Raw genomic sequence first — 24,410 nt, forward strand, 5'->3', positions numbered from 1 at the left:
TGGCTGATTGAGGGGTACCGGCAAGGGCCGGGCGTGTCGGAGCGGGCATGCCCGGCCCTTGCCGTTTCCTACATGCAGAGCGCCCGGTGCAGGGCCCGCTGGGCCTGGGCAAACTGGATTCTTTCGACGATGAACTGCATATTGGTCTGGCGGGGAGTCTGGGAAACTGCCAGAATATTGATTTCGTCGGCGGCCAGCGCCTGGGCGGCCCTGGCCAGGATACCCGGTTGACCGATATTCGAGCCGATGGCGCAGACAATGGCCACCGGTCGGCTGGAGACCGATTCGAATTTGTCGCCCAGATCGCCCAGCAACTCCGGCGAGCAATCGCGGTCGGCGATGATCATCGCGATGGTGTTGGCATTCGTGGCCTTGCTGATATAGGACACCTGGTGCTTGGCCAGGACCTGCATGATGCGCAGGTCGAAGCCGACCTCGCCGACCATGCGGGTGTCATGGATCTCCAGGCTGACGACCTTGTCGGAGCCGGTGACGATTTCGACCTTGGATTTTGGGGCGATGAAATCCTTGGTGATCAGTGTCCCGGAGTGGTCGGGATCGAAGGCGTTTTTGATCCGGATCGGGATGTTGTTGATCTCGAGCGGCTTCGATGCCTTGGGGTGGATCGCCTCCATGCCGACGTCGGCCAGCTGGTCGGCCACATCGAAGTTGGTGTTGCAGACCGGGTGGATCTGGTCCTCGCCGATCACCAGCGGGTCGCCGGAACACAGATGGTACTCCTTGTGGATGATCGCCTCGGTGGCACCGAGGAGGACCGCCACCTTGGAGAAGGTCACCTCGGAATAGCCGCGGTCGAATTCCCGCATGATGCCTTCCTTGCCCTTGGTGTAGCCGGTGGCGAAACAGATGGTCGCAAACGGGTCGATCGAGCTGAAGCTGTCCTTGATCCGCTCGTCGATGGTCAGCTGCCGGCTATCCTCCCAACCGCTGAGATCGACAAAAGTCGAGTTATATCCCTGGTTCTTCAGGATATTCGCCGAATTGAAGGCGCTGTGCATCTCGCCGAGGGAGGCCAGCAGTTCACGGGCGGCCAGGAGCAGGGCCTTGTGCGAGACGTATCCCGAGGAGAGGACGTTATCCATGCTGCGGAGGATATTGATGGTCAGATCGATGTGATCGCCGATGAAATCATTGGCCTCGTCGAGGTTGAGTCCGACCGGCGCCAGGGCCTCGTTCAGTTTGAAGAGGTTGTCACGCAGGTCAAGCAGTTTCCGGGGATAGTTCTGCTGCTCCCTGAACAGCTGGTAGATCCCGGGATTGCCGGTCTTCTTGTGTTCGAGGAGCTCGTTGGTGATGCCGCTGTAGGCGGAGACGATATAGATGCGGCCGTAGATGTCGTCGGGGTTGCGGAGGATGATATTGTCGACGATCTCCGGAAATCGGGACATCGAGGTGCCGCCGATTTTTTCGACGCGAAGGGGTGGGGTATGCATGGGCTGTGGTCGGGACCGTGAGAGGGTGGACAATACAACGGGCGGGACCTGTCTCTTGGCTTGTGCCGCCCCGCCGGTCATGAGAGTGAAAGGCCGTTGCCGGCATGCAGCAGCAGACCAGAAACTGGCAAAGCTAGCACAGATGAGCGTTACAGATCAAGGTCTTTTTCTCCCCGTCCGTCGGAGGGCCGGGGAGAGGTTCGGGCCGGGATCCGCTCCTGCCTCAGAAGGTGAACCGCAACTCCACCATGTTCAGGTTGAGGCTCGGGTTCTTGTCGTAGATGCTGCCATTGGACATATGCGAATAACGGTAGCCCAAAGAGAGCCAGGGGGTGAGGCGCAGCCCGGCCCCGGCATGGAAGAGAAAGAAGACCGGGCCGCCGAAATCGATATCGCCGAGGATTTCGTCCTCGAGGACGCCGGCGCCGACTCCCGTCAACAGGAAGAAGCGGTGTCCCGGTGACGACAGGATCAGGTCGGTCGAGATCGATCCGGCCACGACTTCCTCGTCATCATGCTGGAGGATGCTCAGGTCCAGCTCACCGGCGGTGCCGAGATTCCAGCCGGACGACAGATCCCTGCCCCACGGCAGTTTTCTGGCGACGAAGATGTCGGCCTGATCGGTGTCCTCACCCCTGAACGATGTGCCGAAACGGGCCCCGATCGAGTACAGGCCGGTTTCCTTCGTTGTCGCGGTCGAGGTGGGATCCGCCTTCGCTGCCGTTCCGATTGCCGGGATGATGACGAGGAGGAGGGACACGCTGAGAGCTTGGAGATACCCGAGTGGCTGCATGATTGTATCCTTTGGTGTAATGGTGAGTGGTTCAGAGCCTCCGTTCTTCCAGAAGCCGGTGGAGAAAGAGGCGGTAGTGGTTGGGCAGGCTCCGTTTGGGGGCCGAGATGATGAAGAACGAGCGTTTCATCGTCATGCCCTTGATCCTGATTTCCTTGACCAGGCATCCCTGGAGTTCGTCGTGCACCGCCAAGCGGGAGATGATCGATACTCCGAGGCCGGCCTTGACCGATTCCTTGATGGCGGTGCTTGACCCCAGGGTGGCGCAGATCTTCAGGTGCTCGATGCCGAGGTCCTTCTTGGCGAGAAAGGCCTCGATATTCTTCCGCGTCCCCGATCCCTCCTCGCGCATCAGGAAGGGCAGGGCGACCAGTCCGGACACATCGATCGTCTCCGGAATATCGGCGTCGGCGGCGGCGATGAGGATCAGTTCGTCCTCGATGAAGGGCTGGTAATTGACCTTGCGGGACGGAATCCGGGCCCCGACGATGCCGATCAGCAGGTCGTTGTCGGCGACACTGTCGACGATGCCGGCGGAATCGCCGATCCTGATCTCGAACGAGACGCCGGGATACCTCGCCTTGAACGACGATGCCAGTCTGGGGATGAGGTATTCGCCCGGTATGGTGCTGGCGCCGATGATCAGTTCGCCGGCTACGCCTTTACCGGTGGCATTGAGTTCATCCTCCAGCCGGCGCAGGTCTTCGAGTATCGCCAGGGCCCGCGGATAGAGAAGCTGCGCCTCGAGGGTCGGCAGGATCGACCGGCCGAGGCGGTCGAAGAGCCGGCAGTCGAGCCGCGACTCGAGGTTATGGATATGCTCGCTGACCGTCGGCTGGCTGGTATGCAGCAATTCGGCGGCCTTGGTGAAGCTGCGGTGCTTGTAGACGGCGACGAAAACCTTCAGGTGACGTGTTTCGATGGTCTCGGTCCTCAGATTGGAGTTTGAATCAATCACATGCTCAGCCGGGAAGTTCTTACGGTCAACGCGAAGTATAGTGCCATCCTCCGGGCTTTTCCAGTATTTTCTTCGGCTTCGTCGGCCCGGGATGGCCGGATCGCCGTCAGTCGACCACGAGCGGGGTGCTCAGGTAGCGTTCACCGGTGTCGGGCAGGATGACGACGATGGTCTGGCCCGCATGTGCCGGCCTTCGGCCGAGCTCCCGGGCCGCCCAGGCCGCGGCGCCGCTCGAGATGCCGCACAGGATGCCCTCGCTCCGCGCCAGTTCCCGGGCGGTGGCGAAGGCGTCGTCATCGCTGACGGTGACGACCTCGTCGATGATTTCCCGGTTCAGCACCCTGGGGACGAAGCCGGCGCCGATGCCCTGGATCTTGTGGGGGCCGGGGCTGCCGCCGGAGAGCACCGGCGACGCGGCCGGCTCGACCGCGACCACCCGCAGGGCGGGGTTGCGGGCCTTCAGCACCTCCGCGACGCCGGTGATCGTGCCGCCGGTGCCGACGCCGGCGACGAAGACATCGACGCGGCCGCCGCTGTCCCGCCAGATTTCCTCGGCGGTGGTGCGGCGGTGGGCGTCCGGGTTGACCGGGTTGGCGAACTGGTCCGGCATGTAGGCGTCCGGGGTCTCGGCCAGCAGACGTTCGGCCTCGGCGATCGCCCCCTTCATCCCCAGTGCCGCCGGGGTCAGCAGCAGTTCGGCGCCGAGGTGTTTGAGCAGCTTGCGCCGCTCGATGCTCATGCTCTCGGGCATCGTCAGGATCAGGCGGAGGCGGCGGCTGGCGCAGACGAAGGCCAGGCCGAGACCGGTATTGCCGCTGGTCGGCTCGATGATCGTGGTGGCCGGGGTGATTAAGCCTTCGGCCGTGGCGGCATCGATCATCGCCACCGCGATCCGGCACTTGACGCTGCCCATCGGGTTGCGGGATTCCTGTTTGCCGAGGATGGACGCGGCACAACCGACGCCGAAGTTGTCGAGGGTAAGGAGCGGGGTGTTGCCTGTGGTTTCCGTCAGTTTCATGGCTGGCCTCGTCGCAGTGGGATGATTGGGCTACCTGGCACGACCGTTGGCGTAGATCAATTCCGGGCGCTTGAGTATGACCCGGGTGCCGGCCTCGACGCTCTCGGTGAGCCAGATGTTGCCGCCGATGACCGCGCCGCGGCCGATGACCGTGTCGCCGCCGAGGATGGTGGTGTTGGCGTAGATGATGACATCGTCCTCGATCGTCGGGTGGCGTTTCCGGTGCCGCAGTGTGGTGCCGGCATCGCGGGGCAGCGACAGCGCCCCCAGGGTGACGCCCTGGTAGAGGCGGACGTTGTTGCCGATGACGGTGGTCTCGCCGATGACGACGCCGGTGCCGTGGTCGATGAAGAAGCCTTCGCCGATGGTGGCACCCGGGTGGATGTCGATGCCGGTCAGGCTGTGGGCGTATTCGGTCATGATCCGGGGGACGATCGGCACCTTGAGCCGGAACAGCTCGTGGGCCAGGCGGAAGATCGAGATGGCGAGGAGGCCGGGGTAGCTGAAGATCACCTCATCGGGGCTGTCGGTGGCGGGATCGCCTTCGAGCGCCGCCCGGATGTCGGTGGCGAGGATGGCGGTGACATCGGGCAGGGTCTCGATGAAGGCCAGGGTCAGCTCCTGGCTCAGCTCCTCGCAGTTGGTGCAGGGCAGGTTGTTGCGCCGGCAGTCGTGACGGATGGCGATGACGATCTGTTCGCTCATCTTCTCGTAGAGGTCGGTGGTCTCCTTGCCGATGTAGTATTCGAGATTGGCGGCATGCAGCCGGGTCCTGGTGAAGTAGCCGGGGAAGAGGATGCGCCGCGCCTGCTGGACAATCTCGATGATCCTGTCGTGCGAGGGGATCGACACCGGACTGATATGGTCGTAGCATTCCTTGGTGCTCCAGGAGTTCAGCAGGCGATTGACGACCGCCGGGACCTTGTCGTGCCGGCTCGACTGGCTGATCTGGATATGGTTGCAGATGTCGGTGATGGTGTCGATGGTCGGTTGCGGATGAATTTTCAGTGCCATGGGTGCGGTGCTCGCGGTTGGGGTAGGGGAGGGAGGCGGAGACGGTCAGGCGCCGCCGGAGTTTTTCTGCTCAATGATGAAGATACCATAGGTGGCCCGCCAGTTGGCCAGAAATTCGACCACCTTGCCGCTGCTGCTGGCGGTGTCGATGGCGATCTCCCGGACGATCCGGTAGCCGACGTCGCGGGCGAACCGGCGGAAATCGGCGAGGGTGATGACCCGGATGTTGGGGGTGTCGTACCAGGAGTACGGCAGCTGGTCGTTTTTCGGCGCCATGCCGCGCCACAGCAGCTGCAGCCGGATCGTCCAGTGGCTGAAGTTGGGGAAGCTGACGATCACCCGTTTGCCGATCCGGGCCAGGGAGCGGAGGAGGCGGGCCGGTTCGTAGACCTGCTGCAGGGTCTGGCTGAGGATGACGTAATCGAAGCTTGCGTCCGGGTAATCTTCGACCTCGGTGTTGAGGTCGCCGTGGAGGACGCTGAGGCCGCGGGCGATGCAGCGGGCCGCCTTGTCCTTGTCCTGTTCGATCCCGGCGCCCCTGACATCCTTGGCTGCCGCCAGCCAGGCCAGCAGGTCGCCGCCGCCGCAGCCGAGGTCGAGGACCCGGCTGCCGGGTTCGATCAGCGAGGCGATGACCTGAAGGTCGAAGCGGATGTGTTCAGGCTGCGGCGATGCCATGGAGAAATCCTCGGATCAGGTTGGTCAGCCGCTCGTCCGGGAGAAGGAAGGCATCGTGGCCGCAGTCGGCCTCGATCTCGCAGAAGCTGACATCCCGGCCGGCCCGCTTGAGCCGCCGCACCAGTTCCCTGGCCTGGTAGGTCGGGTAGAGCCAGTCGGAACTGTAGGAGACGACGAGGTACTTGATGTCCGGCCGTTCGGCATCCACCGGCTCCGGCCGCTGGGTCATGTCGAAGTAGTCGGCGGCGCGGGTGATGTAGAGCAGGGAGTTGGCGTCGAAGCGGCGGACGAATTTGCTGCCCTGGTGGCGGAGATAGCTCTCGACCTGGAAATCGGCGTCGAAGCCGAAGGAGAAATCGTTCTTGTCCTGCAGCCGCCGGCCGAACTTGCGGCGCATCGCCTGGTCGGAGAGGTAGGTGACGTGGCCGACCATCCGGGCCACGGCGAGGCCGAGATCGGGACTGCGGCCGGTGTCGTAGTAGTTGCCGCCCTGCCAGTTGGGGTCGGCCATGATCGCCTGACGGGCGATCTCGTTGAAGGCGATGGCCAGGGCCGAGTGGCGCATCGTCGTGGCGATCGGGATCGCCGACCGGATGGCCCGGGGATAGCGCCGGCACCACTCGAGGACCTGCATGCCGCCGACCGAGCCGCCGATGACGGTCAGCAGGCGGTCGATGCCGAGATGGTCGAGCAGCCGTTTCTGGGTCTCGACCATGTCGCCGATGGTCACCATCGGGAAGTCGAGGCCGTAGGGGCGGCCGGTGGCCGGGTTGATCGAGGAGGGGCCGGTGGTGCCCATGCAGGAGCCGAGGATGTTGGCACAGATCACGAAATAGCGGTCGGTGTCGATCCCCTTGCCGGGGCCGATCAGAAAGTCCCACCATCCCAACTTGTCGTCCCCGCTCTCGCCGGCATAGCGGCCGGCGGCATGGGAGTCGCCGGAGAAGGCGTGGGCGACCAGGATCGCGTTGTCGCGCCCCTCGTTCAGCCGGCCCCAGGTCTCGTAGGCGACGGTGATCGGCCCGAGCCGGGCGCCGCTCTCGAGGGCCATGGTGTCGGGCGGTTCGGCGAAACGGTGGTACCGCTTTTCGACGCTGTCGGCCGCTGCCGGCCCGCTCTGTCCGGTGGCGGCGGTCATGGCCGGGGCTCAGCCTTCATTGCCAACCGCCTGGTCCAGCGCCTGGCCGAGATCGGCGAGGATGTCGTCGATATGCTCGATCCCGATCGACAGCCGGATCATCGAGGCATCGATGCCGGCCGCTGCCAGTTGTTCCGGCGAGAGCTGCGAATGGGTGGTCGATGCCGGGTGGATGGCCAGGGACTTGGCGTCGCCGACGTTGGCCAGATGCGAGAACAGCCGCAGGCCCTCGATGAAGCGGCTGCCGGCCGCAGGACCCCCTTTGATGCCGAAGGCGACCATGCCGCCGAAGCCGTGGCGCAGGTATTTATGGGCGATCTCGTGACCGGGCGAGCCGGGGAGACCGGGATAGTTGACCCACGCCACTGCCGGGTGGCGGGGGAGGAAGTCGGCTACGGCCTGGCCGTTGGCGCTGTGCCGCTCCATCCGCAGGGCCAGGGTTTCGATGCCCTGGAGGAAGAGCCAGGCATTGTCGGGCGAGATGCAGGCGCCGAGGTTGCGCAGCGGCACCAGCCGCAGCCGCAGGGCGAAGGCGATGCGGTTCATCTCGCCGAGGTCGTGGGCGTAGCGCAGGCCGTGGTAGCTGTGGTCCGGCTCGTTGTAGAGGGTGAATTTGGGGTCGGTCCAGTCGAAGGTGCCGGCGTCGACGACGATGCCGCCGATGCCGGTGCCATGGCCGCCGATCCACTTGGTCAGCGAGTGGACGACGATGTCGGCGCCGTGTTCGATCGGCCGCAACAGGCAGGGCGGGGTGAAGGTCGAATCGACGATCAGCGGCAGCCCACGGCTGTGGCCGATATCGGCCACCGCTCGGAGGTCGGTCATGTTCAGCGCCGGGTTGCCCAGGGTCTCGCAGTAGAGGGCGCGGGTCCGTTCGGTGATGGCGCGGGCGAAGTTCTGTGGATCGCTCGGATCGACGAGATGGACCTTGATCCCGAGCTGCGGCAGGATCGAGTCGAACTGCGAAAAGGTGCCGCCGTACAGATTGTTGGCCGCCACCACCTCGTCGCCCTGGCGGCAGATATTGATGATGCTGTAGAAGATCGCCGAGGTGCCGGAGGCCAGGGCGACCGCCGCCACCCCGCCTTCGAGGGCGGCGACCCGCTCCTCGAGCACGGCCTGGGTCGGGTTGCCGATGCGGGTGTAGATATTGCCGAGCTCCTTCAGGGCGAAGAGGTTGGCGGCGTGCTCGGTGCTCCGGAACAGGTAGGCGCTGGTCCGGTATACCGGCACCGCCCGCGACAGGCTGTCCTGGTCGACGGTGTGGCCGGCATGGAGGGCGAGGGTCTCGAATTTCATCATCTCTCCTATATGGTTCGGGGCTGCACGTGCATCTTCGTTCGTTGCGCCGGGAAACACCCATTGCGGGACGGGAGCGGGCGCGGTTACTTGTCCTTCGGCTTCGCCGGATCCTTCTGCAGCCCGTCGATAAACTGGCGGACCCCGCTGCCGTCGGTCATCTTGGCCTCGGGGTTGAGGCGGAGCAGTTCCTCCCAGCTGGCGATGGCCCCCTGCGGATCATTGAGGTCGAAGAGCTGAACGATCCCCTTGTTCAGCCGCGATGGTTCGTGTTGCGGATCGAGCTGACGGGCGCGGTCGAAGGATTCGATCGCCTTTTCCTTCTGTTCGGTGTTGCGGTACATGACGCCGAGATCGGTCAGCAGGTTGGCGTCGGGCGGATGCAGCTCGATCGAACGGGTGTAGGCCTGAATCGCCTTCTCGGGCTGGTGGGTGTCGAAGTAGAGGTGGCCGAGCCTGATCCAGGCCTGGTAATCGTTCGGCTGGCTGGTGACCGCGCCTTCGAGCTGGGCGATGGCCTCGGCCTGTTCCTTCGGGATCTGCTGGGCGGCCTGTTCTCCCGTCGCCGTCGGCGGTGCCGTGCCGCTCATCTTGTAGGAGGTGAAGGCGACGCCGGTGAGAAAGCCGCCGATGAAGATCACGAGGAGGAGGATCAGGTTTCGGTTTTTCGCTGCAGGCTGTGGTGTTTTCATGGGTCTTCCGCTATCGGGGGGAACGGGTTGGCGACGGTCTCGGATGCGGCGGGGCGATGACAGTCGGATAAATTTCCGGGCACGGTCTTCCTGTATACTGCAATGTGGTACAATCCTCAACAAAAAGACGGAATGGTCTGCAAGGTCTGGACATCTTCGCTGCCGTCATGGCAGACTGAAATGATACAGATTGTTTCCCCGTCACCGGCAGCCCATAGGGATAGCAATAAGCAGGCTGCGTCCGCTGTCAATGTCAGGGAAGCGGGAAGGGGGACGGGGAAGATGCGAAAAGTGAACCGGGTTTCCCGGCAATGAGCAATGGAGACGGAATATGAAAAAGCTGCAGAAGGTCGAGTCCCAGTCGGGTCCGGGCAAGGAATCACCTTCCTGTCCCGAGGCGTTCTTCAAGACCAATACCGAGGCGATCAAGGACAACATCATCCACCATCTGATGAGTTTTCAGGGGCGCGACCCGGAGCGCTCCGGTCCGACCGACATTTACAAGGCCCTGGCCTATACGATGCGCGACATCATGGTGGAGAAGTGGATTTCGACCCAGAAGACCTTCTACGCCAAGAAAAAGAAACGGGTCTACTATCTCTCGCTCGAGTTCCTGATCGGCCGTTCGCTCGGCAACAGCCTGATCAACCTCGGGATCATGGAGGATGCGAAGAAGGCCATCGAGGATCTCGGCTTCGACATGAGCGAGATCCGGGACCAGGAAGAGGAGGCGGGGCTCGGCAACGGCGGTCTCGGCCGGCTCGCCGCCTGTTTCATGGATTCGATCGCCACCCTCAAGATCCCGGCCTACGGGTACGGTATCCGCTATGAATACGGGCTGTTCTATCAGCAGCTGATCGACGGCTACCAGGTCGAGACCCCGGACAACTGGCTGCGCTACGGCACGCCGTGGGAGTTCGAGCGGCGGGTGCCGGTCTTCCCGGTCCGCTTCTATGGCAATGTCTCCGGTTATCTCGACGACAACGGCCGCTACCGGGCCAAGTGGGTCAACACCACCGACGTCATGGCCATGCCCTGCGATATCCTGGTTCCGGGCTACCGCAACGATCATGTGATCAACATGCGGCTGTGGACGGCGCGGGCCTCGCGTGAACTCGACCTCGGCTTTTTCAGCCAGGGCGATTATATCAGCGCCGTCCAGTCCAAGGTCAGCTCCGAGACCATCTCGAAGGTCCTCTACCCGCCGGATCACAACCTCGCCGGCCAGGAACTGCGGCTCAAACAGCAGTACTTTTTCGTCGCCGCCACCCTCCAGGACGTGATGCGGCGCTTCAAGAAGAACAACAGGGACGGTTTCGACAAATTCAGCGAGTCGGTGGCGGTGCAGCTCAACGATACCCATCCATCCATCGCCATTCCCGAACTGATGCGGATGCTCCTCGACACTGAGGGCCTGACCTGGGAGAAGGCCTGGGATATCTGCGTCAAGACCTTCGCCTATACCAACCATACCCTGATGTCCGAGGCCCTGGAAAAATGGACCGTCGATCTGCTGGGCCGGGTCCTGCCCCGTCACCTTGAGATCATCTACGAGATCAACCGCCGCTTTCTCGAGGCGGTGGCCCAGTGCTATCCCGGCGACATCAACCGGTTGCGGAATATGTCGATCATCGAGGAGGGGCCGCCGAAGAAGATACGCATGGCCCATCTTGCCATCATCGGCAGCCATTCGGTCAACGGGGTGGCGGCGCTGCACACCCGGCTGTTGAAGGACCGGCTGTTCCACGACTTCCACCAGTTCTATCCGGGCAGGTTCAATTCCAAGACCAACGGCATCACTCCGCGGCGCTGGCTGCTCCATGCCAACCCCGAGCTGGCGGCGCTGATCGGCGAGTGCATCGGCGATGGCTGGATCACCGATCTTGCCCAGCTGCGCCGGCTTGAACCCCATGCCGACGACCCGGATTTTCGCCGCCGCTGGCGGGAGGTCAAACGGGCCAACAAGGTGCGGCTGGCCGGGTACGTCAAGGACCTGTGTTCGCTGACCATCGACCCCGACTCGATGTTCGACGTCCAGGTCAAGCGGATCCACGAGTACAAGCGGCAGCTGCTCAACGCCCTGCACGTCATCTATCTTTATCACAGGATCCTGCGCAACAGCGATGAGGTAATCGCCCCCCGGACCGTGATCTTCGCCGGCAAGGCGGCCCCGTCCTACTGGCGGGCGAAACTGATCATCAAGCTGATCACCTCGATTGCCGACGTGATCAACAACGACCCCCGCATCCTCGGCCGGCTGAAGGTGGTCTTTCTCCCCAACTACACGGTGTCCCAGGCCGAAAAGATCATCCCGGCGGCCGACCTGTCCGAGCAGATCTCCACCGCCGGCACCGAGGCCTCCGGCACCGGCAACATGAAGTTCGCCCTCAACGGAGCCCTGACCATCGGCACCCTCGACGGGGCCAATATCGAGATCCGCGAGGAGGTCGGCGAGGACAATATCTTCATCTTCGGCATGACTGCCGAGGAGGCCGAGTACGAGCGGCTCAACGTCAGTCGCACGCCCCTGCAGATCTGTCAGGCCAACGCCGAGGTGGGTGACGTGATCGAGAGCCTGAAGAACGGCTGTTTCAGCCCCGGCAACCGTGAGCTGTTCATGCCGCTGGTCGACAGCCTGATGAACCAGTACGATCCCTACCTGCTGCTGCTCGATCTGGAGTCCTACATCCATTGTCAGCATCGGGTCAACGCCGCCTTTCTCGAGCCGGAGAACTGGACGCGGATGGCGATTCTCAACGTCGCCCGGATGGGCAAGTTCTCGACCGATCGGACGATCAGAGAGTACTCCGAGGAGATCTGGGGGATACCGGTGGCCTGATGAAGGTGCGGCGGCTGAACTTTGGCGTGCGAATCGTCTTCGTCTGTGCTATACAGGGGCAGCCTCGGGCGGGCCGGGTCGGGTGATCGGGTCGGAAATGAAAAAGGGGACCATGGCTGATACCATGGTCCCCTGCATCTGCTGGAGGCGGCGAGCGGATTCGAACCGCTGAATAATGGTTTTGCAGACCACTGCCTTAGCCACTTGGCTACGCCGCCGCAACGGTGAGGCCATCTTTATACCATAGTTAATCATTTTGACAAGAGGAATTATTTGAGCATGGCAACGGATCTCGACGCCTTGGTGCAGGAGAACAAGGAGCCGCTGAGCGAGTTAGAGAAGATCCTCGGGTACCGTTTCACCGACCTGCGGCTGTTGCAGCTGGCCCTCGTCCATTCGTCCTATTCCTTCGAACAGCCGTCCTTCGGCAAAAACAACGAGATTCTCGAGTACCTGGGCGATGCGGTCCTGTATCTGGCGGTCGGCCACCTGCTGCATAAACGGTATCCGGAGATGCGGGAAGGAGAGCTGACCCGGCTCCGTTCGGCCCTGGTCAACGAGATCCACCTGGCCCAGATGGCGCGCAACATCGAGCTCGGCCGCTTTCTTCGCCTCGGCCGGGGGGAAGAGGCCTCGAGCGGCCGCAACAAGTCCTCGATCCTCAGTTCCGCCTATGAGGCGGTGATCGGAGCGATCTTCGAGGATGCCGGGTACTACCTGGCCGCAGGGTGCATCGAGACCTTCTTCATCCCGGCAATCTCCGGCAAGAAGGAGGAGCTGCTGGTGGCCGACGCCAAGAGCCGGTTGCAGGAGGTGCTGCAGGACCGCTTCAACGAGGGGCCCCAGTACCAGCTCGATCAGGAGGAGGGGCCGTCGCATCAGCCGCTGTTCACCACTTCGGTCGTGTTCCGCGGCGAGGTCCTCGGCACCGGTCAGGCCCGGTCGAAGAAAGAGGCGGAACAGCGGGCCGCCGCTGCCGCCCTCAGTTTGCTGAAGGAAGGCGAATGAACCGTCATGCCCCTGATCATTCCACTCTTCATCCCCCATCGGGGATGCCCCCACCTCTGCCTCTTCTGTAACCAGCACAGCATAACCGCGGCGGGACAGGCGGCGAACGATGTGACGGCCATCGGCGCTATCATCCGGACCTGGATCAGGCGCAGCCCGGGGCGCGACGAGGTCCAGGCCGCATTTTTCGGCGGGTCCTTCACCTGTCTGCCCCTGGCGGAGCAGCGACGGCTGCTGGCGGCGGTGCAGCCGTTCGTCGCCTCGGGCGAGGTCCATACCATCCGTCTGTCGACCCGCCCGGATTGCATCGATATCGAGGTGTGCCGGTTTCTCCGCGACCATCGGGTCGGCATCGTCGAACTCGGTGTCCAGTCGTTCGACGACCAGGTGCTGGGGGCGGCACGGCGCGGCCATACGGCGGCCGACAGCCGGCAGGCGGTGCGGCGGCTGCGGCAGGCCGGGATCACGGTCGGCATCCAGTTGATGCCCGGTCTGCCGGGGGAGACGCATCGGTCCTTCATCGCCGGCATCCGCCAGACCATCGCCCTGGCCCCGGCCGTGGTCCGGCTCTATCCGGCGGTGGTGCTGCGCAATACCGGCCTGGCCGCCGAGTGGCTGGCCGGCCGCTATCGGCCGCTATCACTCAACCAGGCGGTGGCCAAGACCGCCCGGGCCAAAGAGATGCTCGATGATGCCGGGATCCGGGTGATCCGCATGGGTCTCCAGCCCTCGCCCGAGCTGGAGGCCGAGATCATGGCCGGCCCCTATCACCCGGCCTTCGGCGAGTGCGTCCAGTCGCGGCTGTGGTTTACGCGGCTCCGGCGGCGGCTGGCGGACCTGGCGGCCAGCGAGCATCTGACGATCCGCATCTGCCACCGCGACCGCTCGGCGCTTGCCGGTCACCGGCAGGCCAACCTCCGACGCCTGGCCGCCCTCGGCTATGGCGGGCGCTTCACCCTGGAGGAAGATCGGCAGGCGGCGCGGGGCAGCGTCGAATATCTCCTTGGTCCATCTCCCCCTCCCCGCTTGCGGTGATCACACCTGCAATGTTGTAGGACATGAACTCGGCGACACCGGCAGCCTGCCATCGATGCCGGCCGGTAACCGGCCGACCGGCTTTGGCGGTGCCTCCTGTCACAGACCGGTCCAACGCCCTTGACAACAGCGGCCGAGGTCATATATTCAAGATAGTAATCAATTACTATCCTGAATGGAGGGCGTATGCGCACCCGTGACCATCATCTCCCGGCCGAGGAACGACGGGCCGTGATCGTTCAGACCGTGATCGAGCTGGCCGCCGAGCGGAACCCGAACGGGATCACCACGGCGGCGATCGCCGAGCGCATGGGCCTGACCCAGGGGGCCCTGTTCCGCCATTTTCCCAACAAGGCCGCGGTACTGGAGGCGGTGATGGGGTGGGTGGCGGAGCGGCTGTTGGCCCGCTTGGCAAGGGCGACGGAGGGAGCGACCTCGCCCCTCGCCGCACTGGAGGCGATGTTTCTGACCCATGCCGAGTTTGTCGCCGAACACCCGGGCGTGCCCCATCTGCTGTTCGGCGAGCTGCAGAACGCCGATAGGACGGGCTCCAAGGCCAAGGTGCAGTCGCTGGTAGAGCGCTACGCCGGGCAGTTGCGGGGGCTGATCGAACAGGGCAAGGCGTTCGGCGAAATCGACCCCGACCTGGACACTGAGGCCGCCGCCATCCTGTTCATCGGCACGCTGCAGGGGTTGGTCATTCAGTCACTGCTGGCCGGTGACGTCGGCCGCATCCGCCATGACGCGCCGCGGGTCTTCGCCATCTACCAGCGCGGCATCCGGAGGAGATCATGAAACCATTCCCTGTACACAAGCGCACCCTGGTAATGCTGGCCGGGTTTTTGCCCCTGATCGCCCTCTTCGTCTATGTCGCCGTGCGGTCGGGGGCGTTGGCCCCGGTGCCGGTGACGGTGGCCAGGGTCGAAAGCCGCCCGATCGCACCGGCGCTGTTCGGCATCGGCACCGTCGAGGCCAGATACACCTACCGGATAGGGCCCACCTTCACCGGGCGGGTCAAACACCTGGAGGTGGATGTGGGCGATCGCGTCGAGGCCGGACAGATCCTCGGCGCAATGGACCCGATCGATCTCGCCGAGCGGATCCGCGCCCAGGAGGCGGCGGTCCAGCGCGCCGCAGCCCAGGTGAACGAGGCCCGGGCCCGCCATGACTACGCCCTGGCCCAGGCCCGGCGGTACCAGCAGCTGCTGGAGGCGCGGACGACCAGCGAAGAGATCGTCCTGACCAAAGAGAATGAACAACAGGCCGCCGAGGCGGGTCTGAACGCGGCGCGCGGGGAAGCGGCCCGGGTCCGCGCCGAACTGGCGGCCCTGGTCGTCCAACGCAAGAACCTCGATCTCGTCGCCCCGGCCGCCGGGCTGGTCACCGCCCGCCATGCCGATCCCGGCGTCACGATCGTCGCCGGTCAGGCGGTCATCGAACTGATCGACCCCGCACACCTGTGGGTCAATGTCCGGTTCGATCAGATCAACGCCCGTGGCCTGACTGCCGATCTGCCGGCCCGTATCGTTCTGCGCTCGCAGGGGGTCGAGCCCCGGAACGGCCGGATCATGCGGGTGGAGCCATTGGCCGATGCCGTGACCGAGGAAACCCTGGCCAAGGCGGTGTTCGACGCGTTGCCCGAACCGCTGCCGCCAATCGGGGAACTGGCCGAGGTCACCGTCGATTTACCGCCGCTGGCGGCCGGGCCGGTGATTCCCAACGCCGCCATCCAGCGAGTTGATGGCCGGTTGGGGGTGTGGCGGCTCAGCGATGGCGACCTGGGCTTCACCCCGGTGACGTTGGGTGTCGCCGATCTCGACGGCCAGGTCCAGGTGCGCGATGGCCTCGAGGTCGATGACGAGATCAGTGTGTACAGCGCCAGGGTCCTGCATTCACGCAGCCGCGTCCGGGTGGTCGAACAGCTGACGGGGGTGAAACCGTGATCAGTCTCGCCGGCCGCGATATCATGCACTCGCTGGGCAAGTTCGTCTTCACCGGCATGGGCCTGGGACTGCTGATCGGCATCACCCTGTCGATGGCCGGCATCTACCGCGGACTGGTCGATGACGGCAAGGCGTTGCTCGACAACAGCGGCGCCGACCTGTGGGTGGTGCAGCAGGACACCCTCGGGCCGTACGCCGAATCGTCGAGCATCTACGACGATGTCTGGCGGAGCATCCGCGGCCTGCCGGGGGTGGCGCGGGCGGCCAACGCCACCTATTTCACCATGCAGGTGCGGCAGGGCGAACGGGACGTCCGGGCGATGGTCGCCGGCATCGCCGCCGGCGCCCCGGGAACCCCGGGCTGGCCGCCCTATCTCGTGGCCGGCCGCCAGATCACCCGGGGCCATTACGAGGCGGTGGCCGACATCGCCACCGGCTTCGAACTCGGCGACCGCCTCCGGATCCGCCGCAATCTCTACACCGTCGTCGGGCTGACTCGGCGGATGGTCTCCTCCGGCGGCGACCCGATGGTCTTCATCCCCCTCAAGGATGCCCAGGAGGCCCAGTTCCTCAAGGACAACGACGCCATCCGGCAGCAGCGCCAGCGCACCGCCGAAAACCCGGCGTTCAACCGGCCCCAGGTGCCGGGGCTGCTCGAGGCGGTCATCGCCTCGCAGAGCACCAACCCCTACGTCAACGCGGTGCTGGTGCAGATCGAACCGGGGCATGAGGCGGAGGAAGTGGCGCAGGCGATCCGGCGCTGGAAACGGCTGACCGTCCATACCCGGAGTCAGATGGAGGAGATCCTGGTCGGCAAGATGATCGCCACCTCGGCCCGGCAGATCTTCATGTTCCTGGTGATCCTGTCGCTGGTCAGCGCCGCCATCGTCGCCTTCATCATCTATACCCTGACCCTGGGCAAGATCCGCGAGATCGCGGTGCTGAAGCTGATCGGCACCAGGAACCGCACCATCGTCGGCCTGATCATGCAACAGGCCGTCGCCCTGGGGGCGATCGGCTTCATGGTCGGCAAGATCACCGCCACCCTGGTGATGGCGCCGATCTTCCCCAAATACGTCCTGCTGCAGCCGCTCGACTCGGTCATCGGCTTCGGCGCCGTCATGGTGATCTGCCTGCTGGCGAGCATCGTCGCCATCCGCGCCGCGTTGAAGGTCGATCCGGCCGAGGCCATTGGAGGGTGACATGGATGGCAGAGGGATTCGCATCGAAGGCCTGAAAAAGCGCTACGGCCGCGGCGATACCGCCGTCGATGCCTTGAAGGGGGTGGATATGGAGGTTGGCCAGGGCGAGGTGGTTGGCCTGGTCGGCCCATCCGGATCGGGCAAGAGCACCCTGCTCAAATGCCTGGGGGCGGTGATCGAACCGACCGCCGGGCGAATGATTCTCGGCGATGAGACCATCTATGACGACGGCTGGAAGGTCGCCGACCTGCGGGCCCTGCGCCGCGACCGGATCGGCTTCATCTTCCAGGCGCCGTATCTCATCCCGTTTCTCGATGTCACCGACAACGTCGCCCTGCTGCCGATGCTCGCCGGCAGGCCCAACCCCGAGGCGCGGCGGATGGCGATCGAGCTGCTGGCGGCGCTCGAGGTCGAGCATCGCGCCCGGGCCATGCCGTCGCAGCTCTCCGGCGGGGAACAGCAGCGGGTGGCCATTGCCCGGGGGCTGGTCAACCGGCCGCCGGTGATCCTCGCCGATGAACCCACCGCCCCGCTCGACAGCGAACGCGCCCTGGCGGTGATCCGGATATTGAACGATATGGCGCGGCAATTCGAAACGGCGATCATCGTTGTCACCCACGACGAAAAAATCATCCCGACGTTCAAGCGCATCTATCACATCCGTGACGGGGTGACCTACGAGGAAGCCGGCGAAGGGCGGGACATCGCATGAGCATCGAGCGATTGGGAGGGGCGAAGATGAAATCTGCCAACCTGTTGACCTGTATTGCTGCCGCGGTCACGATCGGCCTGGTGGGAGGCTGTGCGGTGGGCCCCGATTATCAGCGCCCGACCGGACCCGGGGTCTCGGCGTATACGCCAACCCCCCTGCCTCCCCACACTGTCGAGGCTCCCGCGGCGACGGGGGAATCCCAGCGTTTCGTTGCCGGAGGAGCGGTCGAGCGGCAATGGTGGCGGGAACTTGGGTCGTTCAAGCTCGATGCCCTGGTCGACCGAGCCCTGCAGGCCAACCCGACCCTGGCGGCAGCCCGGGCCACCCTGCGCCAGGCCGAGGAGGTGTATGCCGCCCGGTCAGGATCGACCTTGTACCCCCAGGTCGATGCCAACCTCGGCGGCCAGCGGCAGCGCTTTGACCCCGGCGCCTCGGGGCAGGCGGGCGCGGCCCGGGAGTTCAGCCTGTACCATGCCGGCGTCGACGTGCGGTATACCTTCGATGCCGCCGGCGGCAACCGCCGCGCCCTCGAGGCCCTGGCGGCCAGGGTCGACCAGCAGCGTTTCCAGGTGGAGGGGGCACGGCTGACGCTGGCGGCCAACATCGTCACCACCGCCGTCACCGAGGCCCGGCTGGCAGCACAGGTCGAGGTCACGGAGGCCATCCTCGCCTCCCAGGAGTCGCAGCTGCGGTTGACGCGGGAGCGGCTGCGCCTGGGCCAGGCCGCCCCCGACGAAGTGCTGGCCCTCCAGACCCAGGTGGAACAGACCCGCGCCGGCATCCCGCTGTTGCGTCAGCAGCGCCAGCAGAACGAACACCTGTTGGCGGTGCTCGTCGGCCAGGCGCCGGGGAGCGGCGGCCTGCCCGCCATCGCCCTGGCGGAGCTCACGCTGCCCGTCGATCTGCCGCTGGCCGTGCCCTCGGAACTGGTGCGGCTTCGCCCGGACATTCAGGCCGCCGAGGCCATGCTGCAGGCAGCGAATGCGGAATACGGGGTGGCCGTCGCCAAACTCTATCCCCAGCTGAATCTGAGTGCCAACCTCGGTAGCCAGTCCTTGACCACCGGGGCCTTGTTCGGCAGCGGTTCGGCGATCTGGAATCTGGTCGGGCAGCTGACCCAGCCGCTGTTCAACCCCGGCCTGCCGGCGGAAAAACGGGCGGCCCTGGCCGCCTTCGAGGCGGCGGCGGCCAATTACCGGGTCGTCGTCCTCGAGGCGCTGCGCAATGTCGCCGATGTGCTGCGGGCGCTGGACAACGACGCCCAGCGGCTGGCGGCTCTGGCGGTCGCCGATGCCGCCGCCCGGGGGTTTCTGGCCTCGATCGAGCGCCGGTATGGGCTGGGGGCGGCCAGTTATGTCGAGCTGCTCATCGCCCGGCAGCAGGCGCAGCAGACGAGTCTGACCCTGATCGAGGCCCGGGCCGCCCGTCTCGTCGACAGCGCCGCCTTCTATCAGGCGATGGGCGGCGGGATGTTGAACGCCGCCGGAACCGTCGCGCGGTCATCCCCGACCGATGGGCTGAAGTGACCGGCGGCGGTGCACCGCGGGGCGATTGATGGGGCCACCGGTCGCCCGGGCCGATCGTTCAGGCGAGCTTATATTTTACTCTCAGCATCTGCGAAAGGTGGTTGACCAGCGTGAAGGCGTTTTCCACCGTTTTGCCCCGGTCCGGGTTGACGAGGCAGCAGGTCGCCGGCGACAGCAGGCTGCGGTCGAGGAGCAGTTCGAGATCGATCCCGTTTTTGCCTAGATGCTGCCAGATGCCTTCCAGCTTCATTGCCAGCAACCCCAGGCTTTCCTTGGCGAATACCTCATAGCCGGTCGGGACGATCCCCCAGACCAGGACCCCGCCCCGGTCAAGAAATTTTCTGATCGATCCGGTGCATGAGGCAAAGATCTCGGCATTGGTAGAGATATCCAGCGACAGGATATCGAGGTCGAGACCGAGCATGAACTCCCAGTCGGGATTGCCGCAGAGATGGATCCCCCGCGGGCCGTCGACCGTCGCCAGAAACGCATCCAGATCGGCCTTCGCCTGCTGGTCGTTGTAACCGGACATCGCCGAGAAGATGAACTGCATTCCCGGTTCGTCGATGAACATGAAGGCATTGGGGTTGCGTTCCTTCAGTCGGGCCAGTTGGACATTGATCCGTTTGGCCATGAACTCGAACATGAACGGCCGGATGGTGTCATCGAACAGGATCGGGCGGTCGTCCTGGTCGAGGATGTTGAAACCGAAACTGACCGGCCCCTCGAGCTGGCCGCGGATCGCCGGACGCCCGGCGAGATCTCTGGATAAAAAATCATGGTAGACGACCGAGTACTGCTCGCTGATATCGAAGTAGGCCGGATCGTCGAACCGGCTCATGGTCTCTTCGAACTCGTCGATGAATTTGGGCAGCGAGAAACGCAGGGTCCGTTGGTCCATATCCAGCACGATGCCGGGAAAATGCTCCGCCGCCTGGACATACATGTCTTCGTAATAACTGGAGTTCGGCAGCTGCGGCCAGAAGGGGATATCGAGGGTCAAGGCGAGATCGAGGGCCTGCCGAACATCGGTCTGGGGCATGACGGCCATGGCGGTGGTCAAGAGGTTTCCGGGGATCGGCATGGGTTGTTCTCCTGTAGACAAATCGGATAGCGGTATCGGTCTGATGGCGAGGTAGTGGTTGTGGTCAATCGGTTGCTGGAGGATTCAGTTGTTCCCGATTCCACGATACCATTTCAGGGGACAGGGATAAACGAGATCTTTCCATTCCTTTGTGTCCCAGGGGGTACGCCGACGATCTCCACCGGCACGGGCGCGAAGCAGACACCATCCTGGTGCCGACAGCTCTCCCTTGGTACCGTTGAGACAGCCGGAGAATACTTTTGCAATTTACCTGGAAGCGGCAGTCTGCTATGCCTGTTACCTGGAAAGGCCGCCGGCAACCCGCACCTGAACCATGACAATCAAGGCATTGATATCCACCATGAACAGTTATCTCATTATTATTCTATCCATTCTCCTGTTGCACTACCTGCTCGAACTGACGGCGGCCCTGCTCAACCTGCGCGCCCTCAGTCCCGAACTGCCGGCTGAATTCGCCGATGTCTATGCTGCCGATGTCTATGCCCGCTCTCAGCGATACACCCGGGCCACTACGGGCTTCTCCCTGATTCAGGCGACGATAGTGCTGGCGGTGACCTTGGCCTTTATTCTCGCCGGCGGTTTCAATCTGATCGATGGCATGGCCCGCGGTTTCGGCTTGTCCCCGATCCCCACCGGGCTGATTTTCCTCGGCCTGCTGGCCCTGCTCCAGGCGTTGCTGCACCTGCCTTTTTCGATCTACGCCACCTTCGTCATCGAACAGCGCTTCGGCTTCAATACCACCACCGTGGCCACCTTTGTCGCCGACGGCCTCAAGGCCGCACTGGTCGCGGTGGTGCTCGGCGGCCCGCTGCTGGCCGCCATCCTCTGGTTCTTCGAGACCAGCGGCCCGCTGGCCTGGCTCTACTGCTGGAGCGCGGCGGTGGTGTTCATCGTGGTGGTCCAGTTCCTGGCCCCGGTGCTCATCATGCCGTTGTTCAACCGCTTTACGCCGCTGGCCGCAGGCGAACTGAAGGAGGCCATCACCGCCTATGCCGCCGGACAGCGATTCGCCCTGCAGGGAATCTACACCATGGACGGGTCCAGGCGTTCGACCCGGGCCAACGCCTTTTTCACCGGCTTCGGCCGCTTCCGCCGCATCGTCTTTTTCGATACCCTGATCGAGCAGCTGACCACCGCCGAGATCGTCGCCGTCCTCGCCCATGAGATGGGGCATTACCGGCTCAGGCACGTCATCGGCATGATGGCGCTCTCGATCCTCCAGACCGGGCTGATGTTCTTCATCCTCTCTTTGTTCCTCGACAGTCCGGGGTTGTTCGCCGCCTTCGGGATGGAACATATCTCCATCCATGCCGGGCTGGTGTTCTTCGGTTTCCTTTACGCCCCGATATCGACGCTGATCGGTATCGGCCTCAATGCCTATTCCCGGCACAACGAATACCAGGCCGACCGTTTCGCCGCCCGGACCGGTGCCGGTGCCGAGGCCCTGATCAGCGGCCTGAAGAAACTGAGCGTTCGCAACCTCGCCAACCTCACTCCCCACCCGTTCAACGTCATTGTCCATTACAGCCATCCGCCGATGCTGGCGCGGATTGCCGCTCTCCGCCGTTGTTTTTCCGCTGCCGATACCTATTGTTCGAGGTAGGTCGACGTTACCAATCGTGACGGATCGGCGGCGAGAAGGCCGCCTGGACCATAACGGCCGCAACGCTAGCAACAACAGGAGGGAGACATGGATCGACTGCCTTCCCCGACTTCGACCCGACCGAGGGGCACCTCAAGCGATGCTTACAGCTTCATGGACATGGTGGCCCGGAACGCCGGGCTCTATGCCGCGGATCACACCTCGCCGCTGTCCGATCTCCTGGAAGAGGTCGAACGCTATACCCTGACACAGACATCCTATCCCAGCATGCTGACCGGACGAGTCGAAGGCAGATTCCTCCAATTGATCGTACAACTGGCAAATGCCCAGGACATCGTCGACATCGGTACCTTTACCGGTTACTCGGCGCTGGCGATGGCCGAAGCGATCTCCCCCTGGGGAAAAATCCTGACCATCGAACACAATCCCGGCCACGCCGATATCGCCCAGGGATTCTTCGACCGTAGCCCCTGCCGCACCAAGATCACGTTACGCCGAGGAGAGGCCCTGGAAATCCTCAGAACCCTGGCGGACGGCAAAACCGACATGGTCTTCATCGATGCCGACAAGCGCAACTACAGTGCCTATTACGGAGAATCGATGCGGCTGGTGCGGGCCGGCGGCCTGATCGTGGCCGATAACGCCCTGTGGTATGGCGAGGTGCTCGATCCGCAGGACGATGAGAGCAGGGCGATGGCGGATTTCAACGCCTTGGTGCAGGCAGACGACCGGGCCGACAAGGTGTTCCTTACCATCCGGGACGGCATCTACCTTATCCGCAGGAAACCCGATTGACGCGTCTTGCGAGATGACTCCAACCAGTCAGGGATCTGATCGGCAGGATCTCAACCAACGATGTCGTTGGTTTTTTTGTCACACTCACTGCCATGACACCTCTTGTCCCCGGCCTGTTCGTCGCTTGAATTTCCCGTGATGGTAGTTACCGTTAACTGTGTGTTTCAGTGTATTTGAGGCGCGGTTTGACCATCCCCTGGATGCAGGCGGCCTCAGGGACGCTGATCATGATTCTGTCGATGCGGTGGCGACGGAAGGCGTTGCCGCCATCCACGACCGGGAGGCCCGGGAGGAGGGTGTGCAATCGCCTCTGCCGGGGCAAATCGGAAGGAGGTGCCCGATGGTACTCAACGATACTTTACAGAAGCATCTGGAATGTCTCGAACAATGCGATCTTGAGCACACCGCGTGTGCGCTTGACCGCGAAGATGACAACACGTGCGACACCGAAAGGGAACAATGCGCGATCAACTGTGATCTCGACTACGGACCATGAGAGGTCGCCCTTCCGGCCTCCCGAACCGGCAGTTGGGCAGGGCCGGAAGCGGGGGACGGGAGGATACCGCCCCCGCTTCCGGTGATATACGAGAAGATAGTCGCTGCCCGTCAGGCCAAAGCCAAGGACATCGGCAAAAAAACCTCGTGGTCGTGGCCCGAAACTACCCATTCCGGGGGCGCACAAGAAAGATCAGGTTGATTTGACTGACGAGGAGTCCCGCATCATGCCGTCCTCGGACAAGGGCTTTGTCCAGGCTAATAATGGCCAAGCGGCTGTGGATGTCGAGACTGAGTGGAGGCCGAAACTTTACGCTGCATCGCCAGATACGCAAGGAAATTGCTGACAAGTTCGGAAGAGATTGCCGAGACCTCGCCGGTCTGTCTTTCGGCACAATAGCGCAGATTCTGCCGGGTCCAATTCAGATACGTTTTTTCCGTCCGTCTGCTGTTGTCTGCTGTGCAAATTTTATAGGTGCAGCTGGATTAGCGCTGCTGGTGTTCCTTTCCGGGCATCCTGAAATGAACAACGGCGCAATTGCAGATCAATATCTCAAAATTGCCGCTGCTAAATGCACCATGCCGTTCTGGACAGCTTTCTTTAAAGGAGTTCTGTGCAATGTTTTGGTTTGCATGGCCGTGTGGATGGCATTTGCCGGGCGAAGCGTCATCGATAAAGTCGTGGCGATCGTCTTTCCGATATCGGCATTCGTTGCCGCCGGCTTCGAACATAGCATTGCCAATATGTACATTATCCCCCTGGCCATGCTGCTGAAAACTTTTGGTCACACTGGATTGAACACCGATGCCATCACTTGGGTTGGATTTTTCAGCAATCTGGGTCCGGTAATTCTAGGCAACCTCATCGGAGGCAGTGTGATAGTGGCACTTGTTTACCACGTCATCTATCGAAGGGCGGCAAGTGGGGACGAAAACCCCTGACATGTTGCAGGACGAGGACTCATTTGACGGCTTGCCCGTTTGCAAACCATTGTGTGCAAAAATTACGTAATAATAGCAATATAAACAAAAACGCCCAAATATGATTGACTCTCTCAAAATTGTGACGTATTAATATAAACATAATATACGTCAAACGAACA

General features: G+C 63.3%; 21 protein-coding genes, 1 tRNA gene and 1 pseudogene. 11 read left to right on the forward strand and 12 right to left on the reverse strand.

Annotated features, from left to right (window positions below; translation table 11 throughout):
- Nucleotides 1–68 precede the first annotated feature (68 nt).
- From ACWGKN_RS00625 to ACWGKN_RS00665, 9 genes are all read right to left on the reverse strand, one after another.
- A complete protein-coding gene (locus ACWGKN_RS00625; RefSeq protein WP_424256260.1) occupies nucleotides 69–1,454 on the reverse strand; it encodes an aspartate kinase in 1,386 nt (461 codons plus the stop codon).
- Between the two features lie 223 nt (nucleotides 1,455–1,677).
- Nucleotides 1,678–2,247 carry an acyloxyacyl hydrolase gene (locus ACWGKN_RS00630; protein WP_052159943.1) on the reverse strand — a complete coding sequence of 190 codons (570 nt, stop codon included), beginning with the start codon at nucleotides 2,245–2,247 and terminating at the stop codon, nucleotides 1,678–1,680.
- A 31-nt stretch (nucleotides 2,248–2,278) separates the two neighbouring features.
- On the reverse strand, nucleotides 2,279–3,205 hold the full coding sequence (locus ACWGKN_RS00635; protein ID WP_052159944.1) for a selenium metabolism-associated LysR family transcriptional regulator: 927 nt from the start codon (nucleotides 3,203–3,205) through the stop codon (nucleotides 2,279–2,281).
- A gap of 106 nt (nucleotides 3,206–3,311) precedes the next feature.
- Nucleotides 3,312–4,223: a cysteine synthase A gene (gene cysK, locus ACWGKN_RS00640; protein ID WP_452094484.1), complete on the reverse strand. Its 912-nt coding sequence runs from the start codon at nucleotides 4,221–4,223 to the stop codon at nucleotides 3,312–3,314.
- A 30-nt stretch (nucleotides 4,224–4,253) separates the two neighbouring features.
- The gene (locus ACWGKN_RS00645; protein WP_424256262.1) at nucleotides 4,254–5,237 is read right to left on the reverse strand and encodes a serine O-acetyltransferase; all 984 of its coding nucleotides are present in this window, start codon (nucleotides 5,235–5,237) and stop codon (nucleotides 4,254–4,256) included.
- A 45-nt stretch (nucleotides 5,238–5,282) separates the two neighbouring features.
- Entirely contained in the window at nucleotides 5,283–5,915 is a 633-nt protein-coding gene (metW, locus tag ACWGKN_RS00650; protein WP_424256263.1) for a methionine biosynthesis protein MetW, read from the reverse strand.
- Complete coding sequence (metX, locus tag ACWGKN_RS00655; protein WP_452094485.1) at nucleotides 5,896–7,053, reverse strand: homoserine O-acetyltransferase MetX; 1,158 nt, start codon at nucleotides 7,051–7,053, stop codon at nucleotides 5,896–5,898. The genes metW and metX overlap by 20 nt, the downstream gene beginning before the upstream one ends.
- 9 nt (nucleotides 7,054–7,062) lie before the next feature.
- Nucleotides 7,063–8,352 (reverse strand): O-acetylhomoserine aminocarboxypropyltransferase/cysteine synthase family protein, encoded by a 1,290-nt coding sequence (locus ACWGKN_RS00660; protein ID WP_452094565.1) that lies wholly within the window; start codon nucleotides 8,350–8,352, stop codon nucleotides 7,063–7,065.
- Nucleotides 8,353–8,438: 86 nt separating this feature from the next.
- Nucleotides 8,439–9,044, reverse strand: coding sequence for a tetratricopeptide repeat protein (locus tag ACWGKN_RS00665; RefSeq protein ID WP_052159945.1), 606 nt, complete (start codon nucleotides 9,042–9,044; stop codon nucleotides 8,439–8,441).
- A gap of 331 nt (nucleotides 9,045–9,375) precedes the next feature.
- Between ACWGKN_RS00665 and ACWGKN_RS00670 the strand changes: the two genes are divergently transcribed.
- On the forward strand, nucleotides 9,376–11,883 hold the full coding sequence (locus ACWGKN_RS00670) for a glycogen/starch/alpha-glucan phosphorylase (RefSeq protein ID WP_452094486.1): 2,508 nt from the start codon (nucleotides 9,376–9,378) through the stop codon (nucleotides 11,881–11,883).
- A 142-nt stretch (nucleotides 11,884–12,025) separates the two neighbouring features.
- Here the strand turns inward: ACWGKN_RS00670 and ACWGKN_RS00675 are convergent.
- A tRNA-Cys gene (locus tag ACWGKN_RS00675) sits at nucleotides 12,026–12,101 on the reverse strand.
- Nucleotides 12,102–12,162: 61 nt separating this feature from the next.
- On the opposite strand from ACWGKN_RS00675, the gene rnc reads away from it, so the two are divergent.
- From rnc to ACWGKN_RS00710, 7 genes are all read left to right on the forward strand, one after another.
- Nucleotides 12,163–12,891, forward strand: a complete 729-nt coding sequence (rnc, locus tag ACWGKN_RS00680) for a ribonuclease III (RefSeq protein WP_035229596.1) — start codon at nucleotides 12,163–12,165, stop codon at nucleotides 12,889–12,891.
- A 6-nt stretch (nucleotides 12,892–12,897) separates the two neighbouring features.
- On the forward strand, nucleotides 12,898–13,926 hold the full coding sequence (locus ACWGKN_RS00685) for an elongator complex protein 3 (RefSeq protein ID WP_052159946.1): 1,029 nt from the start codon (nucleotides 12,898–12,900) through the stop codon (nucleotides 13,924–13,926).
- A 186-nt stretch (nucleotides 13,927–14,112) separates the two neighbouring features.
- Entirely contained in the window at nucleotides 14,113–14,721 is a 609-nt protein-coding gene (locus ACWGKN_RS00690; protein WP_424256267.1) for a TetR/AcrR family transcriptional regulator, read from the forward strand.
- Nucleotides 14,718–15,869 (forward strand): efflux RND transporter periplasmic adaptor subunit, encoded by a 1,152-nt coding sequence (locus ACWGKN_RS00695; RefSeq protein WP_424256268.1) that lies wholly within the window; start codon nucleotides 14,718–14,720, stop codon nucleotides 15,867–15,869. Before ACWGKN_RS00690 ends, ACWGKN_RS00695 begins: the two co-directional genes overlap by 4 nt.
- Nucleotides 15,866–17,071 carry an ABC transporter permease gene (locus tag ACWGKN_RS00700; protein ID WP_452094487.1) on the forward strand — a complete coding sequence of 402 codons (1,206 nt, stop codon included), beginning with the start codon at nucleotides 15,866–15,868 and terminating at the stop codon, nucleotides 17,069–17,071. Before ACWGKN_RS00695 ends, ACWGKN_RS00700 begins: the two co-directional genes overlap by 4 nt.
- 1 nt (nucleotide 17,072) lies before the next feature.
- Entirely contained in the window at nucleotides 17,073–17,783 is a 711-nt protein-coding gene (locus tag ACWGKN_RS00705; RefSeq protein ID WP_035229603.1) for an ABC transporter ATP-binding protein, read from the forward strand.
- A gap of 26 nt (nucleotides 17,784–17,809) precedes the next feature.
- The gene (locus tag ACWGKN_RS00710; RefSeq protein WP_452094488.1) at nucleotides 17,810–19,309 is read left to right on the forward strand and encodes an efflux transporter outer membrane subunit; all 1,500 of its coding nucleotides are present in this window, start codon (nucleotides 17,810–17,812) and stop codon (nucleotides 19,307–19,309) included.
- Between the two features lie 58 nt (nucleotides 19,310–19,367).
- On the opposite strand, the gene ACWGKN_RS00715 is transcribed toward ACWGKN_RS00710, so the two are convergent.
- A complete protein-coding gene (locus tag ACWGKN_RS00715) occupies nucleotides 19,368–20,393 on the reverse strand; it encodes a hypothetical protein (RefSeq protein ID WP_452094489.1) in 1,026 nt (341 codons plus the stop codon).
- Between the two features lie 361 nt (nucleotides 20,394–20,754).
- Between ACWGKN_RS00715 and ACWGKN_RS00720 the strand changes: the two genes are divergently transcribed.
- Both ACWGKN_RS00720 and ACWGKN_RS00725 read left to right on the forward strand, forming a co-directional pair.
- On the forward strand, nucleotides 20,755–22,017 hold the full coding sequence (locus tag ACWGKN_RS00720) for a M48 family metallopeptidase (RefSeq protein WP_052159949.1): 1,263 nt from the start codon (nucleotides 20,755–20,757) through the stop codon (nucleotides 22,015–22,017).
- 87 nt (nucleotides 22,018–22,104) lie between these two features.
- A complete protein-coding gene (locus tag ACWGKN_RS00725; RefSeq protein ID WP_452094490.1) occupies nucleotides 22,105–22,812 on the forward strand; it encodes an O-methyltransferase in 708 nt (235 codons plus the stop codon).
- A 753-nt stretch (nucleotides 22,813–23,565) separates the two neighbouring features.
- Here the strand turns inward: ACWGKN_RS00725 and ACWGKN_RS00730 are convergent.
- Nucleotides 23,566–23,775 carry a phage integrase N-terminal SAM-like domain-containing protein gene (locus tag ACWGKN_RS00730; protein ID WP_452094566.1) on the reverse strand — a complete coding sequence of 70 codons (210 nt, stop codon included), beginning with the start codon at nucleotides 23,773–23,775 and terminating at the stop codon, nucleotides 23,566–23,568.
- Here ACWGKN_RS00730 and ACWGKN_RS00735 point away from each other — a divergent pair.
- Nucleotides 23,758–24,249, forward strand: a pseudogene (locus tag ACWGKN_RS00735) (formate/nitrite transporter family protein); the annotation flags it as partial. The gene ACWGKN_RS00730 and the pseudogene ACWGKN_RS00735 overlap by 18 nt on opposite strands.
- Nucleotides 24,250–24,410 lie beyond the last annotated feature (161 nt).

Source organism: Desulfoprunum sp. (assembly GCF_053613775.1).

What these genes read in the sequence shown, in the direction of transcription:
- metX (WP_452094485.1), bottom strand. Translation starts at nt 7,053, where the DNA reads ATGACCGCCGCCACCGGACAGAGCGGGCCGGCAGCGGCCGACAGCGTC.
- ACWGKN_RS00670 (WP_452094486.1), top strand. Translation starts at nt 9,376, where the DNA reads ATGAAAAAGCTGCAGAAGGTCGAGTCCCAGTCGGGTCCGGGCAAGGAA.
- ACWGKN_RS00720 (WP_052159949.1), top strand. Translation starts at nt 20,755, where the DNA reads ATGAACAGTTATCTCATTATTATTCTATCCATTCTCCTGTTGCACTAC.
- ACWGKN_RS00660 (WP_452094565.1), bottom strand. Translation starts at nt 8,352, where the DNA reads ATGAAATTCGAGACCCTCGCCCTCCATGCCGGCCACACCGTCGACCAG.
- ACWGKN_RS00705 (WP_035229603.1), top strand. Translation starts at nt 17,073, where the DNA reads ATGGATGGCAGAGGGATTCGCATCGAAGGCCTGAAAAAGCGCTACGGC.
- ACWGKN_RS00630 (WP_052159943.1), bottom strand. Translation starts at nt 2,247, where the DNA reads ATGCAGCCACTCGGGTATCTCCAAGCTCTCAGCGTGTCCCTCCTCCTC.
- ACWGKN_RS00645 (WP_424256262.1), bottom strand. Translation starts at nt 5,237, where the DNA reads ATGGCACTGAAAATTCATCCGCAACCGACCATCGACACCATCACCGAC.
- ACWGKN_RS00625 (WP_424256260.1), bottom strand. Translation starts at nt 1,454, where the DNA reads ATGCATACCCCACCCCTTCGCGTCGAAAAAATCGGCGGCACCTCGATG.
- metW (WP_424256263.1), bottom strand. Translation starts at nt 5,915, where the DNA reads ATGGCATCGCCGCAGCCTGAACACATCCGCTTCGACCTTCAGGTCATC.
- ACWGKN_RS00710 (WP_452094488.1), top strand. Translation starts at nt 17,810, where the DNA reads ATGAAATCTGCCAACCTGTTGACCTGTATTGCTGCCGCGGTCACGATC.
- ACWGKN_RS00665 (WP_052159945.1), bottom strand. Translation starts at nt 9,044, where the DNA reads ATGAAAACACCACAGCCTGCAGCGAAAAACCGAAACCTGATCCTCCTC.
- ACWGKN_RS00715 (WP_452094489.1), bottom strand. Translation starts at nt 20,393, where the DNA reads ATGCCGATCCCCGGAAACCTCTTGACCACCGCCATGGCCGTCATGCCC.
- ACWGKN_RS00690 (WP_424256267.1), top strand. Translation starts at nt 14,113, where the DNA reads ATGCGCACCCGTGACCATCATCTCCCGGCCGAGGAACGACGGGCCGTG.
- ACWGKN_RS00685 (WP_052159946.1), top strand. Translation starts at nt 12,898, where the DNA reads ATGCCCCTGATCATTCCACTCTTCATCCCCCATCGGGGATGCCCCCAC.
- ACWGKN_RS00725 (WP_452094490.1), top strand. Translation starts at nt 22,105, where the DNA reads ATGGATCGACTGCCTTCCCCGACTTCGACCCGACCGAGGGGCACCTCA.
- cysK (WP_452094484.1), bottom strand. Translation starts at nt 4,223, where the DNA reads ATGAAACTGACGGAAACCACAGGCAACACCCCGCTCCTTACCCTCGAC.
- ACWGKN_RS00695 (WP_424256268.1), top strand. Translation starts at nt 14,718, where the DNA reads ATGAAACCATTCCCTGTACACAAGCGCACCCTGGTAATGCTGGCCGGG.
- rnc (WP_035229596.1), top strand. Translation starts at nt 12,163, where the DNA reads ATGGCAACGGATCTCGACGCCTTGGTGCAGGAGAACAAGGAGCCGCTG.